Here is a 13,074-nt window from a genome sequence, read left to right as displayed (position 1 = left end):
GCATGGCTACGAAGAACGCGGAAGCACTGGCGGCCGCCAACAAGAAGTATGAATGGGGCTTCGCCTCGGACGTCGAACAGGAGTTCGCGCCCAAGGGGCTGAGCGAGGACACCGTCCGCTATATCTCGGCCAAGAAGGGCGAGCCCGAGTGGATGCTCGACTGGCGGCTCAAGGCGTTCCGCATCTGGCAGGAGATGACCCTGCCGGAATGGGCGAAGCTGCAGATCCCGCACATCGACTACCAGGACGCGTATTATTACGCGGAGCCGAAGCAGAAGAAGACGATCAACAGCCTCGACGATCTCGATCCCGAGATCCGGCGGACCTATGAGAAGCTCGGCATTCCGATCGAAGAGCAGAAGGTGCTCGCCGGCGTGGAAGGCGCGCGCAAGATCGCGGTCGACGCGGTGTTCGACAGCGTCTCGGTTGCCACCACCTTCCGCAAGGAGTTGGAAGAGGCGGGCGTGATCTTCCGCTCGATCAGCGAGGCGATCCGCGAATATCCCGAGCTGGTGAAGAAGTGGCTCGGCAAGGTCGTGCCGGTGCGCGACAATTTCTTCTCGGCGCTCAACGCCGCGGTCTTCTCCGACGGCACCTTCGTCTACATTCCCGAGGGCGTGCGCTGCCCGATGGAACTGAGCACCTATTTCCGGATCAATGCCGAGAATACCGGCCAGTTCGAGCGCACGCTGATCGTCGCCGACAAGGGTGCGTACGTCTCGTATCTCGAGGGCTGCACCGCCCCGATGCGCGACGAGAACCAGCTCCACGCCGCCGTGGTCGAGCTGGTTGCGCTCGACGATGCCGAGATCAAATATTCGACGGTGCAGAACTGGTATCCGGGCGACGAGAACGGCGTCGGCGGCATCTTCAACTTCGTCACCAAGCGCGCGCTGTGCGAGGGCAAGAACTCGAAGGTGAGCTGGACCCAGGTCGAGACCGGCAGCGCGATCACCTGGAAATATCCGAGCTGCGTGCTCAAGGGTGACGGATCGGTCGGCGAATTCTACTCGGTCGCGGTCACCAATGGCCGCCAGCAGGCCGATACCGGCACCAAGATGCTGCACATCGGCAAGAACACCCGCTCGACGATCGTGTCGAAGGGCATCTCGGCCGGGCGCTCGGACAATACCTATCGCGGCAAGGTGCTGGTCAATGCCGGCGCCGAGAATGTCCGCAACTTCACGCAGTGCGACAGCCTGCTGCTCGGCGACCAGTGTGGCGCGCATACGGTGCCGTATATCGAAGTGAAGAACCCTACCGCGCAGATCGAGCATGAGGCGACCACCTCGAAGATCAGCGAGGACCAGATGTTCTACGCGATGCAGCGGGGGCTCGACCAGGAAGCCGCGGTGGCGCTGATCGTCAACGGCTTCGCCAAGGAAGTGCTCCAGCAGCTGCCGATGGAATTCGCCGTCGAGGCGCAGAAGCTGCTGGGAATCAGCCTGGAGGGCAGCGTCGGGTGATGTCCGCTATGCCGTGGCTGGTGTTCATGTTGTTTGGCGCAGGCATCATGGCCTGGTCGCTGAAGACTGAACGCGCCTGGCATTGGGGGGCGCTCATTACCAAGGCAGACAACCCGTTCGGCTATTACCAGTTTCTGCTGGGTGCCGGGCTCCCGGTCGCCATCATTCTGATAGCCCTGCTGTTCGGATGGCTTTCATGATCCTCGCCGCCGCCCTTCTTCTCCTCGCCCAGGACGTGCCCGCCACCCAGGCGGTCGGCGCGCCGGTGGAGGACGAGGCGCAGATCGTCGTGCGCGCCACGTTCGGCCGCACCACGATGCTGTTCGACAAGGGGGCGGACGGCAAGTTGCGCAATTGCCGGGTGATGGTTTCCAGCGGCAGCCAGCGGCGCGACACCACGGCGTGCCAGGCGACGCCGGTCTGCTATGCGAAGACCGCCGACGAAGTGACCGATTGCCGCGAGCTGAGCGTGCTCGAGCAGGCCGCGATCGCCGCGCCGGCGCCTGCTGCCGCGACGACCACCAGCGCCCCCGGCAAGCAGCTGTTCGAGCTGCCCAAGCTCGTCCAGCCCAAGGTCGCGTTCCCGACCAACGGGATTGGCCCTGTCGCCAATGGCGAGGAGACCCGCGAGACCGAGCGCCAGCGCGTGAAGCCGATCTCGCCGCCGACCAATCCCGCGTCGGACGGCCCGGTGGTGCGCTTCACCACCGGCAACAGCCAGCAGCGCGACGACACCGACAAGTCGGAGCGTCGGCCATGATCGCGGCTTTGCTCCTCCTCTTCGTCGCGCAGGACGTGCCGGAATCGCCAGAGAACGAGATCGTTGTGGTCGGCAAGCGGCTCGAGGGCATCTCGGTCAATGTCATGCGCGAGGCCGACGGCAAGTTCGGCTGCAGCCTCAGCCAGTCGAGCGGTAGCGCGTCGGTCGATGGCCAGCTGTGCAAGGCGGCGGCGAAGTGCGCCAGGCAGGGCGCGCTCAGCCAGGACGCGATGCGTATCTGCATTGAGGCGCGCAAGCCGGCGATCCTCGAGGATTTCGGCCGCCGCGTCCGCGCGGGGAAGCGCGGATGATGGCGCTCGCCCTTCTCCTCACCGCCCAGGACGCCACGCTCGTGCAGGATGCGCGGGCGGACGAGATCACCGTGATCGGCCGCAAGCTCAAGGACTGGCGCGGCCATGCCGATTTCAAGAAGGGCAGGGCAAGCTGCCGCACCCGCAAGTCGACCGGCGATGCCGCGATCGACCGGATCGGCTGCGAGTCCACCGTGCAGTGCTTCACTGCGATGCAGCCGCGCTTCGATGCCAGCCAGGACAAGGCGCTCGCGGCTGACGAGCGCAAGCGCCGGCTCGACGCGCTCAACCAGGAACTCGGCCAATGCTTCGCGGACAAGCGCGAAGCGATGATTGCGGCGCTCGCCGATGCGCGCGCCACCCAAGGGAACTGACGCAAGACATGTTGAAGATCACCGACCTCCGCGCCGAAATCGACGGCAAGGAAATCCTCAAGGGGCTCAGCCTCGAAGTGAACGCGGGCGAAGTCCATGCGATCATGGGCCCGAACGGCGCGGGCAAGTCGACGCTCGGCTATACGCTGGGCGGCCGCCCGGGCTATGAGCCGACCGGCGGCAGCGCGATCTTCGAGGGGCAGGACCTGCTCGAGCTGGCGCCGCACGAGCGCGCCGCGGCCGGCCTGTTCCTCGGCTTCCAGTATCCGGTCGAGATCCCCGGCATCTCCAACCTGCAGTTCGTCCGCGAGGCGCTCAACAGCCAGCGCCGCGCGCGGGGCGAGGCGCCGCTGTCGGGCGGCGAGTTCCTCAAGCTGGCCCGTGCTCAGGCCGACGCGCTCGGCATGGACGTCGAGATGCTCAAGCGCCCGGTCAATGTCGGCTTCTCGGGCGGCGAGAAGAAGCGCAACGAGATGGTCCAGATGGGCATCATCAGCCCCAAGCTGGCGATCCTCGACGAGACCGATTCGGGCCTCGACATCGACGCGCTGCGTGCGGTGGGCGAGGGGATCAACCGGATCATGCGCGCGCCCGACAAGGCGGTGCTGCTGATCACCCACTACCAGCGGCTGCTCGACTATGTGCAGCCCGATTTCGTGCACATCCTCGCCGATGGCCGCATCGTCCGTTCGGGCGGGCCGGAGCTCGCGCTCGAGCTGGAGCGCGAAGGCTATGGGATCCTGGCGGCGTGAACACGCTGCTCGAACTCCCCACGCCGCGCCAGGAGGAATGGCGCTGGGCCGACATGGGCGCGCTCAAGGCGGCGGCCGCGACGCCGCAGCATGCGACCGGCGTCGATCCGGCCGGCCTGTTCCTCGACATCGAGGGGCCGCGCCTGTTGTTCGTCGATGGTCGCTTCGAGCCCGCGCATTCGCAGCCCGGCCCGGTGCAGGTGACGCAGCAGCTGGCGACGACCGACCATCCGCTTGGCAGCCTCACCGATGGCGAGGGCTGGTCGCTGCATCTCGGTCCCGAGCATGCCGCGCTCACTGTGCAGATCGTCCATATCGGCACGGGCGGCGAGAGCCATGTGCCCGCCCGCCTGATGCTCGGCGCCGACGCGGTGGCGAGCGTGGTCGAGACCTATGCGGGGTCGGGCTGGGCCAACCGGTTGACCACCCTGTGCCTGGAGACCGGCGCGCGGCTGATGCGCTCGGTGCGGCTGCTGCAGTCCGACGGCTTCGTCTCGCTGCGCGAGGAAGCCGAAGTGGGCGAGGCGGCGAGCCTGGTCTCGGTGTTCCTCGGCGCCGGCGGCATGGGCAGCCGGATCGACGGTTCGCTGCTGGTCAACGGCAAGGGCGGGTTCGCCGAGATGGGCGGCGCGCTGCTTACCTCGGGTTCGCAGAAGCAGGAAGCCGCGGTGGTGGTGCGCCACGACGCGCTCGAAGGCACGTCGCGCCAGCTGTGGCGCGCGGTGGCAGCGGACAAGTCGGCCGCCAGCCTGGCTGCCCGGGTCGAAGTGGCGCGCGGTGCGCAGCAGACCGATGGCGAGCAGTCGCTGCGCGGCCTGCTGCTCCAGCGCTCGGCGACGGTGAACCTCAAGCCCGAGCTCGAGATCTTCGCCGACGACGTGAAGTGCGCCCACGGCGCGACGGTCGGCGAGCTCGACAAGATGGCGCTCTTCTACCTGCAGAGCCGCGGCATCGATCATGCCCGCGCCCAGGCGCTGCTCACCCGCGCCTTTGTCGGCGATGCGATCGCCCGGATCGGCGAGGAGGCGGTGCGCGAAGCCTTTGCCGCCGATGCGGACCGCTGGCTGGACACAGCGCTATGACCGTGACTGCCGACACCCGCCCGCTCGATGTGCTCGCCGATTTCCCGGCGATCCCGGCCGGCTGGCATTATCTCGATACCGCCGCGACCTCGCAGAAGCCCAAGCCGGTGCTCGACGCGATCAATCGCGCATATGGCGAGACCTATGCCACCGTGCATCGCGGCGTCTACCAGCGCTCCGCGGATATGACGCTGGCCTATGAGGCGGCGCGCAAGCGGGTGGCGAAGTTCCTGGGTGGAGCCGAGAACGAAGTCGTGTTCGTGCGCGGCGCGACCGAGGGGATCAACCTCGTCGCGCAGTGCTGGGCCGGTACCCAGTTGAAGGCCGGCGACCGCATCCTGCTTTCCGCGCTCGAGCATCATTCGAACATCGTGCCCTGGCAGATGGTCGCCGAGCGCATCGGCGCCGAGATCGACGTGGTGCCGCTCACCGCCGACCAGCGGATCGATCTCGACGCGATGGAAGCCATGCTCACCGAGCGCCACAAGCTGGTCGCGCTCGCCCATGTCTCGAACGTGCTCGGCTCGGTGCTCGACGCCAAGCGCGCGACCGAACTGGCGCACAGGGTCGGCGCCAAGGTGCTGCTCGACGGCTGCCAGGCCGTGCCGCGCATTCCCGTCGACGTGGCCGAGATCGGCTGCGACTTCTATGTGATGTCGGGCCACAAGCTCTACGGGCCGACCGGCATCGGCGTGCTCTGGGGCCGCTACGCGCTGCTCGACGCGATGCCGCCCTATCAGGGTGGCGGCTCGATGATCGACCGGGTCACCTTCGCGAAGACGACCTATGCCCCGCCGCCCGGACGGTTCGAGGCGGGGACGCCGCATATCGTCGGCGTGGTCGGGCTGCATGCGGCGATCGATTACGTGGATAGCATCGGGCTGGAGCGCATCCATGCGCACGAGACGGCGCTGGTGACGCAGGCGCGCGAGGCGCTGTCGCAGCTCAATTCGGTCAAGCTGTTCGGTCCGGCCGACAGCGCCGGCATCGTCAGTTTCGCGGTGGAGGGGGTGCACCCGCACGACGTCGCCACCATATTGGATGAAGCCAATGTCGCGATCCGCGCCGGGCACCACTGCGCCCAGCCGCTGATGGACTTGCTCGGCGTGCCGGCCACGGCGCGGGCGAGCTTCGGAGTGTACAACGGCGCGGACGACATCGCCGCGCTGGTTGCTGGAATAGAACGGGTCACAAGGATCTTCGGATGAACGAAGAGCGTAAGATTGAAGTCGAGCAGGTGGACGCCGTCGCCCCGCCCCCCAAGGCGCGCGTGGACGATGCGGTTGAGGACGTGAGTGAGACGTTCGAGCGCAAGCGCGATTATCTCGCCGGTTTCCTCTCGCAGAAGCCGCAGGCGCTGTCGGGCACCGAGCCGGGCGGCGCGCTGTACGAAGCGGTGATCGACGCGCTCAAGGAGATCTATGATCCCGAGATCCCGGTGAACATCTATGATCTCGGCCTGATCTACGGCGTCGAAATCACCAGTGACGGCCATGCCGCGGTGACGATGACGTTGACCACGCCGCATTGCCCGGTGGCGGAATCGATGCCCGGCGAAGTCGAGCTGCGCGTCGGTTCGGTCGCGGGGATCGGCCACGCCGAAGTCAATCTAGTCTGGGATCCGCCATGGGATCCGCAGAAGATGAGCGACGAGGCCAAGCTCGAACTGGGGATGCTGTGATGACCACCGCCACCCGTACCCGCCCTGCCGCGCTGATCCTGACGCCGGCCGCCGAGCAGCGTATCGCCGACCTGATGGCCAAGGCGCCGGAGGGCACGGTAGGCGTCAAGCTGTCGACTCCGCGGCGCGGCTGCTCGGGGCTGGCCTATTCGGTCGACTATGTCAGCGAGGCCAAGCCGTTCGACGAGAAGATCGAGACGCCCGGCGGCATTTTCTATGTCGATAGCGGCTCGATCCTCTACCTGATCGGCTCGACGATGGACTGGCAGGAAGACGACTTCACCGCCGGCTTCGTGTTCCAGAACCCGAATGCCAAGGGCAGCTGCGGCTGCGGCGAGAGCTTTACCGTTTAAGCCTTTCTCGATTCCCCGGCGAAAGCCGGGGGCAGTTGCTTTCCTTAAGCCGCGATCCGCTGGCGCATGCTGGTGGCCATCTCGGCATAAACCCGCGCCTCGTCGTCGATCCCCAGCGTCTCGTAGAGCATTGCGAGATTGCCTGCGGCGAGATGGCTGCCGCAGCCTTCCACCGACCCATCCAGATCCGGCTGCTCGCCGATCTCGAGGCAACGCTTCCACGACATCTCGGCGATCGGCAGCAGCTCGCTCATCGCAGTTGCCGGATTGCGGCTCGCCCAGTCGAGATAGAGGTCGGCGACAGCGAAATAGAAGTCGGGCGAACGCTGCCAGTTGCGATGCTCCAGGTCGGCAAATGCCAGCGCTTCCTCGAACCGTTCGGCGCGCTTGAGCGCCTGCAGCGCGCCGACGACGGTGCCGTGGTGCCATGCATTGCCCGCAGCGCCGGTGCGGTGGGCGGTGAGCAGCGCATCGGCGGCCTCGCCTGGCTTGCCGCGCACCAGATGCTCGCGGCCGAGCTGGTACCAGAGATAGGAATCCCCGGGGGTCTCGGCGAGCTGAGCGACCAGCAGCGCTTCGTTGCGCCCGGCCTTGCGGGCGAGCTGCGCCTCGTCGAATCCGTCATGCCTCAACGACAGCGACAGCGGCACCAGCGGTAGCGAGGAGGCCGGCTGCTCATGGATGCGCCCTTCATAGCGCACCCCGCGCGGCAGCACGCGCGGCACCAGCCTGCGCACTCCCGGGCCTTCAGCCGGATCCTGGTTGATCATGTGTGCGCAGCCGAGGAAGCGCTGTGCCGCGATGAAGGCGGGCGGCAGCGTCTCGGGCCCGAGCGCGTCGGCATCGCCCTCGATCCACTGGTCGGCATCGAGGATCAGGTTCCAGTCGGCATCCGAAAGGTCGAGCGCGGCATTGCGGGCGGCGGCGAAATCGTCGCACCAGGTGAAGTGGTGCACCGTGGCGCCGCAGCGCTCGGCGATCGCGACCGTGTCGTCGGTCGATCCGGTATCGACCACGATCATCGTGTCGACATGGTCGCGGGCGCTTTCCAGGCAGCGCGCCAGGCACCTTTCCTCGTCTCGCACGATCATCACGAGCGCCAATCGGGGCATGTACGCGCATCCTTCACTGCTGGCCGGGAATCATTATAGGACGCCGCGAAGCCGATGCGCGCCAGGCGGCGCGTCGCAAGGTTCATGCGGAGAGACCAGATGCCCTATCCCCAGCCCTATGTCGCCGATCCCGCGCGCTATGACGGGCGCATGCCCTATCGCCGCTGCGGCCGTTCCGGTCTCGACCTGCCGGCGATCAGCCTGGGCCTCTGGCAGAATTTCGGCGGCACCGACGTGTTTGAGACCGGCCGCGCGATGCTGCGCCGCGCGTTCGACCGGGGCGTGACCCACTTCGATCTCGCGAACAATTACGGCCCGCCCTATGGCTCGGCCGAGGAGAATTTCGGCCGCGTCATGGTGACCGACTTCGCCAGCCATCGCGACGAACTGATCGTCTCGACCAAGGCGGGCTGGGACATGTGGCCCGGGCCCTATGGCGATGTCGGCGGTTCGAAGAAGTATCTGATCGCCTCGTGCGACCAGAGCCTGAAGCGGATGGGGCTCGACTATGTCGACATCTTCTACTCGCACCGCGTCGATCCCAAGACGCCGCTCGAGGAGACGATGGGCGCGCTCGCCCAGATCCACCGCCAGGGCAAGGCGCTGTATGTCGGCATCTCCAGCTATTCGCCCGAGCTGACCCGCCAGGCGGCGGCGATCCTTGCCGAATACAAGGTGCCGCTGCTGATCCATCAGCCGAGCTATTCGATGCTCAACCGCTGGGTCGAAGGCGAGCTGCTCGACACGCTGGGCGAGCTCGGCACCGGCTGCATCGCCTTCTCGCCGCTGGCGCAGGGCATGCTGAGCAACAAATACCTCAACGGCGTGCCCGAGGATGCGCGTGCCTCGAAGGGCGGCTCGCTCAACCAGCGGCTGCTGTCGGACGACAATATCGCCCGCATTCGTGCCCTCCACGCCATCGCCCAGAAGCGCGGCCAGACGCTGGCGCAGATGGCGATCGCCTGGGTGCTGCGCGATCCACGCGTCACCTCCGCGCTGATCGGCGCACGCACGGTGGAGCAGCTCGACAACTCGCTGGACGCGGTCAACAATCTCGATTTCAGTGCGGATGAACTGGCTGAGATCGATCAGCATGCAACCGATGGCAGCCTCGATCTTTGGAAGATCTCGTCGAGCATCGAGGAAACCCCCGGCCAATGAGCGTCGCCTTCCGCCGCGAGAGCGACGAGGAACATAAGGAACCGAAGTTCGAGCTGCCGCTGCCGCCGGGACCCAATATGGTCACGGCGCGCGGGCTGGCGCTGATCGAGGCGAAGGTCGCCGAGCTGGAAGCGGTAGTTGCGGCCGGCGGCGAGGAAGAGGCGCTCGAGGGCCTGAAGCGCGAGCTGCGCTACTGGAACACCCGCCGAACCACTGCCCAGATCGCGCCCGAGCCTGAGGAAGGCGTGGTCGGCATCGGCTCGCGCGTGCGGATCCGCATGACCGGCAAGGAGCGGGTGATCGATATTGTCGGGCATGACGAGGCGGATCCCTCGGCGGACCGGCTCTCCTTCCAGGCCCCGCTCGCCAAGGCGCTGATCGGTGCCGAGGAAGGCGAGAAGGTCGATTTCGCGGGCAAGCCCCAGGCAATCGAGATTGTCGAGATCGAAACGATTCCGGACTGAGCCCAAGCCGGTCTAGGGTGCGGGCATGACTCGCCTGCTCCTCGCCGCCGCGCTGCTCGCCTCCACCGCCGCCCATGCCCAGACCGATGCCGCTCGCTGGAGGGCGACCGCGTCGCGGGTGACGATCACCCGTGACGACTGGGGCGTCGCGCATATCCACGGCAGGAGCGACGCCGATGCGGTGTTCGGGATGATCTATGCCCAGGCCGAGGACGACTTCAACCGGATCGAGACCAATTATCTGGTCAGCCTGGGGCGTCTGGCGGAAGCGGAGGGCGAGGGCGCGATCTGGCAGGATCTGCGCCAACGGCTGTTCGTCGACCCCGAGGTGCTGAAAGCGGACTATGCGAAGAGCCCGGAATGGCTGCGCACGCTGATGCAGGCTTGGGCGGACGGGCTGAACTATTATCTCGCCACCCACCCTGAGGTGAAGCCGCGGGTGCTCACCCGGTTCGAGCCGTGGATGGCGCTGAGCTTCTCCGAAGGCAGCATCGGCGGCGATATCGAGCGGGTGCCGCTCAGCCAGATCGAGGCGTTCTACGGCAGGCAGAAGCTGGCGATGACCGATGCCGAGAAGGGTCTGCTCTACAAGGAGCCCAAGGGCTCGAACGGCTTCGCGATCGCGCCGAGCCACACGAAGAACGGCCATGCGCTGCTGCTGATCAACCCGCACACCAGCTTCTTCTTCCGATCGGAGCAGCAGGTGACGAGCGGCGAGGGGCTCAATGCCTATGGCGCGGCAACCTGGGGGCAGTTCTTCATCTACCAGGGTTTCAACCCGCACGCCGGCTGGATGCACACCTCGAGCGGCGTCGACAATGTCGACGAGTTCGCGGAGACGGTTGATCGGGGTGGTTGGGAGAAGGAGCTCTTCTATCTCTATGGTGGCGAGAAGCGGCGGATAACGCTCAAGCCGATCACCATCGCCTATCGGACGGCGGACGGGGAGCGGGGGCGGCGCAGCTTCACCACCTATTCGACGCATCACGGCCCGATCGTCCGCGAAACGGCGGACGGCAAGTGGATTGCCGTCTCATTGATGAACAAGCCGGTCGAGGCGCTGCAGCAGAGCTTCCTGCGCACCAAGGCCGGCGACTATGCGAGCTTCCTGAAGATTGCCGGGCTCAAGGCCAACAGCTCGAACAACACCTTGTTCGCCGATTCGAAGGGCGAGATCGCGTTCCTGATGCCGCAGTTCATGCCGGTGCGCGACAATCGCTTCGATTATCGCAAGCCGGTCGATGGCAGCGATCCGGCGACCGACTGGCGGGGGCTGCACAGCCTTGCCAGCCTGCCGCAGGTGGTGAACCCGCGAAACGGCTGGGCCTTCAACACGAACAACTGGCCCTGGGCCGCGGCCGGTGCCGACAGTCCGAAGGCGACGGACTATCCGCGCTATTTCGACCAGGCGGGCGAGAATCCGCGCGGAGCACATGCGCTGCGGGTGCTGAACGCGCGCAGGGATTTCACGCCGGAGACGCTGCGCCAAGCGGCTTATGACAGCTTCCTGCCCGCCTTCGACCGGCTGCTGCCGGGACTGATATCGGCCTGGGAGAAGCTGCTCGAGGGGGATGCCCGCAAGGCCAGGCTTGCCGAGCCGGTGGCGCTGTTGAAGGGCTGGGACCGCCGCTGGAATGCTGACTCGACCGCGACGTCGCTCGCGGTGTTCTGGGGGGAGGCGCTATGGGTTCCCTCGGCGACGCCGGCCAAGGAGGCAGGCCTGTCGGTATGGGACTGGATGGCCGAGCGCGCGACCGACGCGCAGCGGATCGACGCGCTGGCCTCGGCGGTCGATCGCCTCACCCAGGATTTCGGCAGCTGGCAGGTGCCCTGGGGCGAGATCAACCGCTTCCAGCGCAACGACGGCGCGATCGCCCAGCAGTTCGACGATGCGAAGCCGAGCATCCCGGTGCCCTTCACCTCGGCGCAATGGGGCTCGCTCGCCTCGTTCGGCGCCAAGCGCTGGCCGGGGACGAAGCGCTATTACGGCACGCTCGGCAACAGCTTCGTCGCGGCGGTGGAGTTCGGGCCGAAGGTGCGCGCCTGGGCGGTGACCGCCGGCGGCGAGAGCGGGCACCCTGAGTCTAAGCACTTCAAGGACCAGGCCGAACGCTATGCGGCGGGCGCCCTGCGGCCGGTGTACTTCTACCCCGAGGATCTGAAGGGGCATGTCGAGCGGGTGTATCGGCCGGGGGAATAGAGGGACTTGGGGGTAATGAAGACTATCCGGGCGCTGCTCGTCCTGTTGGACGCGAAGCTTCGTTTTACGACGACCAAGGAGATGCTGCTCGGTACGGCATATGTCCTGTTCGACCTGACGATCCTCGTTCTTTTCGTCAGCATGCTCTGGAGAGCATTCACGATCGACAAGGCGTTGTTCGTCTTCTGGATTCCGTTCTTAAGCGTGGTTATCTTCTTTCGTGGGCGGCAAATCCTGAAGTGGTTCAGGGCGCTTACGCTGATGATTGAAACCGACGCGCCATAGGCGCTCAGAACGGTAGTTCCTCCCCTAGCCGCTCCTCGAAGTTCGACACCGTCACCCCCACCAGCCTTATCCCCTTGGGCGTGGGCAGCACCGAGCGGATCAGCGACAGGCTCATGTCGCGCAGCGCCTCGCGGCGGTCGACCAGGCCGGCGGTCAGGCTGCGGCTGCGGGTGATGATCTGGAAATCGGCATATTTCACCTTCACCGTGACGGTGCGGCCGAACTCCTGCGCCTTTTCGCACCAGGCCCAGACGTCCTCCGCCATTTCCAGCACGCCGGCCTCGATCTCTTCATTGCCCGTCAGGTCGGTGTTGAAGGTGGTCTCCGAGCCTGAGGACTTGCGGATGCGCTCGGCATCGACCGGGCGGTCGTCCTCGCCGCGGGCGATCGCGTGATACCATTCGGCCGAGCTGCCGAAATGGGCGCGCAGGAACTCGATCGACTTGGCGCGCAGGTCCGCGCCGGTCTCGATGCCGAGTCCCTGCATCTTCTTCGCGGTCACCGGCCCCACGCCGTGGAAACGCTTGACCGGGAGCGTCTCCACCCAGGCGGCGCCCATGTCCGGCGTCACCGCGAATTGGCCGTTGGGCTTGCGCTGGTCCGAGGCGAGCTTGGCGAGGAACTTGTTGTACGAGATGCCCGCCGAGGCAGTGAGCCCGGTTTCCTCCAGGATGCGCGCGCGGATTTCCTTGGCCGTCGCCCAGGCGGTCTCGATCCCGCGCAGATTGGCGGTCACGTCGAGATAGGCCTCGTCGAGCGAGAGCGGCTGGATGATCGGGGTATAGTCGGCGAAGATCGCGTGGATCTGCTTCGAGACCGCGCGATAGACGTCGAAACGCGGCTTGACGAACACCAGCTCGGGGCAGCGCCGCAATGCGGTGACCGAGGGCAGGGCGCTGCGCACCCCGAACTTGCGTGCCTCGTAGCTCGCCGCCGCGACCACGCCGCGTGCCGCTGCGTACCCGACCGCGACCGGCTTGCCCCGAAGCGCCGGATCGTCGCGCTGCTCCACCGATGCGTAAAAGGCATCCATATCGACATGGATGATCTTGCGGACCGGCGCTGCGGTCATG

The 13,074-nt window shown here is 66.4% G+C and carries 16 protein-coding genes; 14 read left to right on the top strand and 2 right to left on the bottom strand.

Translation table 11 applies throughout. The features are described 5' to 3' along the window. The first annotated feature begins 2 nt into the window (after positions 1-2). From sufB to AC1RJ5_RS10490, 10 genes are read left to right on the top strand one after another with little or no spacing between them, the layout of a single operon-like run. The gene (sufB, locus tag AC1RJ5_RS10535; protein ID WP_493113211.1) at positions 3-1,466 is read left to right on the top strand and encodes a Fe-S cluster assembly protein SufB; all 1,464 of its coding nucleotides are present in this window, start codon (positions 3-5) and stop codon (positions 1,464-1,466) included. Beyond that, entirely contained in the window at positions 1,466-1,666 is a 201-nt protein-coding gene (locus AC1RJ5_RS10530) for a hypothetical protein (RefSeq protein ID WP_269573933.1), read from the top strand. The genes sufB and AC1RJ5_RS10530 overlap by 1 nt, the downstream gene beginning before the upstream one ends. Continuing rightward, positions 1,654-2,226, top strand: a complete 573-nt coding sequence (locus AC1RJ5_RS10525) for a hypothetical protein (protein ID WP_269573934.1) — start codon at positions 1,654-1,656, stop codon at positions 2,224-2,226. Before AC1RJ5_RS10530 ends, AC1RJ5_RS10525 begins: the two co-directional genes overlap by 13 nt. After that, positions 2,223-2,537, top strand: coding sequence for a hypothetical protein (locus tag AC1RJ5_RS10520; protein WP_269573935.1), 315 nt, complete (start codon positions 2,223-2,225; stop codon positions 2,535-2,537). Before AC1RJ5_RS10525 ends, AC1RJ5_RS10520 begins: the two co-directional genes overlap by 4 nt. Then, positions 2,537-2,911: a hypothetical protein gene (locus AC1RJ5_RS10515; protein WP_493113209.1), complete on the top strand. Its 375-nt coding sequence runs from the start codon at positions 2,537-2,539 to the stop codon at positions 2,909-2,911. The genes AC1RJ5_RS10520 and AC1RJ5_RS10515 overlap by 1 nt, the downstream gene beginning before the upstream one ends. Positions 2,912-2,919: 8 nt before the next feature. Next, positions 2,920-3,663, top strand: a complete 744-nt coding sequence (gene sufC, locus AC1RJ5_RS10510; protein WP_269573937.1) for a Fe-S cluster assembly ATPase SufC — start codon at positions 2,920-2,922, stop codon at positions 3,661-3,663. Further along, positions 3,660-4,745 carry a SufD family Fe-S cluster assembly protein gene (locus AC1RJ5_RS10505; RefSeq protein WP_269573938.1) on the top strand — a complete coding sequence of 362 codons (1,086 nt, stop codon included), beginning with the start codon at positions 3,660-3,662 and terminating at the stop codon, positions 4,743-4,745. Before sufC ends, AC1RJ5_RS10505 begins: the two co-directional genes overlap by 4 nt. After that, a complete protein-coding gene (locus tag AC1RJ5_RS10500; protein ID WP_493113206.1) occupies positions 4,742-5,953 on the top strand; it encodes a cysteine desulfurase in 1,212 nt (403 codons plus the stop codon). Before AC1RJ5_RS10505 ends, AC1RJ5_RS10500 begins: the two co-directional genes overlap by 4 nt. Beyond that, entirely contained in the window at positions 5,950-6,426 is a 477-nt protein-coding gene (locus AC1RJ5_RS10495; protein WP_493113204.1) for an SUF system Fe-S cluster assembly protein, read from the top strand. The genes AC1RJ5_RS10500 and AC1RJ5_RS10495 overlap by 4 nt, the downstream gene beginning before the upstream one ends. After that, positions 6,426-6,779, top strand: coding sequence for a HesB/IscA family protein (locus AC1RJ5_RS10490; RefSeq protein WP_184161162.1), 354 nt, complete (start codon positions 6,426-6,428; stop codon positions 6,777-6,779). Before AC1RJ5_RS10495 ends, AC1RJ5_RS10490 begins: the two co-directional genes overlap by 1 nt. Positions 6,780-6,823: 44 nt before the next feature. On the opposite strand, the gene AC1RJ5_RS10485 is transcribed toward AC1RJ5_RS10490, so the two are convergent. After that, positions 6,824-7,891: a glycosyltransferase family 2 protein gene (locus AC1RJ5_RS10485; RefSeq protein WP_493113201.1), complete on the bottom strand. Its 1,068-nt coding sequence runs from the start codon at positions 7,889-7,891 to the stop codon at positions 6,824-6,826. A 99-nt stretch (positions 7,892-7,990) separates the two neighbouring features. Between AC1RJ5_RS10485 and mgrA the strand changes: the two genes are divergently transcribed. The 4 genes from mgrA to AC1RJ5_RS10465 are packed head-to-tail and all read left to right on the top strand — an operon-like array spanning position 7,991 to position 12,001. Next, on the top strand, positions 7,991-9,052 hold the full coding sequence (gene mgrA, locus AC1RJ5_RS10480; RefSeq protein WP_493113199.1) for an L-glyceraldehyde 3-phosphate reductase: 1,062 nt from the start codon (positions 7,991-7,993) through the stop codon (positions 9,050-9,052). Next, entirely contained in the window at positions 9,049-9,516 is a 468-nt protein-coding gene (locus AC1RJ5_RS10475) for a GreA/GreB family elongation factor (RefSeq protein WP_493113197.1), read from the top strand. The genes mgrA and AC1RJ5_RS10475 overlap by 4 nt, the downstream gene beginning before the upstream one ends. A 25-nt stretch (positions 9,517-9,541) precedes the next feature. Continuing rightward, positions 9,542-11,716: a penicillin acylase family protein gene (locus tag AC1RJ5_RS10470; RefSeq protein WP_493113195.1), complete on the top strand. Its 2,175-nt coding sequence runs from the start codon at positions 9,542-9,544 to the stop codon at positions 11,714-11,716. Between the two features lie 15 nt (positions 11,717-11,731). Continuing rightward, on the top strand, positions 11,732-12,001 hold the full coding sequence (locus AC1RJ5_RS10465; protein ID WP_493113193.1) for a hypothetical protein: 270 nt from the start codon (positions 11,732-11,734) through the stop codon (positions 11,999-12,001). A gap of 4 nt (positions 12,002-12,005) precedes the next feature. Here the strand turns inward: AC1RJ5_RS10465 and dinB are convergent, their stop codons facing one another. Then, positions 12,006-13,073, bottom strand: a complete 1,068-nt coding sequence (gene dinB, locus AC1RJ5_RS10460) for a DNA polymerase IV (RefSeq protein ID WP_269573945.1) — start codon at positions 13,071-13,073, stop codon at positions 12,006-12,008. Position 13,074 lies beyond the last annotated feature (1 nt).

It is taken from the genome of Sphingomonas sp. GW822-FHT03G08 (assembly GCF_058801135.1).
Note: the sequence above shows the minus strand (reverse complement) of the source record. Positions and strands in the feature narration are given on the sequence as shown.

Excerpts from the sequence above, each read along its gene's own strand:
- sufB (WP_493113211.1), top strand. The coding sequence starts at position 3 with ATGGCTACGAAGAACGCGGAAGCACTGGCGGCCGCCAACAAGAAGTAT.
- AC1RJ5_RS10470 (WP_493113195.1), top strand. The coding sequence starts at position 9,542 with ATGACTCGCCTGCTCCTCGCCGCCGCGCTGCTCGCCTCCACCGCCGCC.
- AC1RJ5_RS10490 (WP_184161162.1), top strand. The coding sequence starts at position 6,426 with ATGACCACCGCCACCCGTACCCGCCCTGCCGCGCTGATCCTGACGCCG.
- sufC (WP_269573937.1), top strand. The coding sequence starts at position 2,920 with ATGTTGAAGATCACCGACCTCCGCGCCGAAATCGACGGCAAGGAAATC.
- mgrA (WP_493113199.1), top strand. The coding sequence starts at position 7,991 with ATGCCCTATCCCCAGCCCTATGTCGCCGATCCCGCGCGCTATGACGGG.
- AC1RJ5_RS10500 (WP_493113206.1), top strand. The coding sequence starts at position 4,742 with ATGACCGTGACTGCCGACACCCGCCCGCTCGATGTGCTCGCCGATTTC.
- AC1RJ5_RS10495 (WP_493113204.1), top strand. The coding sequence starts at position 5,950 with ATGAACGAAGAGCGTAAGATTGAAGTCGAGCAGGTGGACGCCGTCGCC.
- AC1RJ5_RS10485 (WP_493113201.1), bottom strand. The coding sequence starts at position 7,891 with ATGCCCCGATTGGCGCTCGTGATGATCGTGCGAGACGAGGAAAGGTGC.
- AC1RJ5_RS10530 (WP_269573933.1), top strand. The coding sequence starts at position 1,466 with ATGTCCGCTATGCCGTGGCTGGTGTTCATGTTGTTTGGCGCAGGCATC.
- dinB (WP_269573945.1), bottom strand. The coding sequence starts at position 13,073 with ATGACCGCAGCGCCGGTCCGCAAGATCATCCATGTCGATATGGATGCC.
- AC1RJ5_RS10525 (WP_269573934.1), top strand. The coding sequence starts at position 1,654 with ATGGCTTTCATGATCCTCGCCGCCGCCCTTCTTCTCCTCGCCCAGGAC.
- AC1RJ5_RS10520 (WP_269573935.1), top strand. The coding sequence starts at position 2,223 with ATGATCGCGGCTTTGCTCCTCCTCTTCGTCGCGCAGGACGTGCCGGAA.
- AC1RJ5_RS10515 (WP_493113209.1), top strand. The coding sequence starts at position 2,537 with ATGGCGCTCGCCCTTCTCCTCACCGCCCAGGACGCCACGCTCGTGCAG.
- AC1RJ5_RS10465 (WP_493113193.1), top strand. The coding sequence starts at position 11,732 with ATGAAGACTATCCGGGCGCTGCTCGTCCTGTTGGACGCGAAGCTTCGT.
- AC1RJ5_RS10475 (WP_493113197.1), top strand. The coding sequence starts at position 9,049 with ATGAGCGTCGCCTTCCGCCGCGAGAGCGACGAGGAACATAAGGAACCG.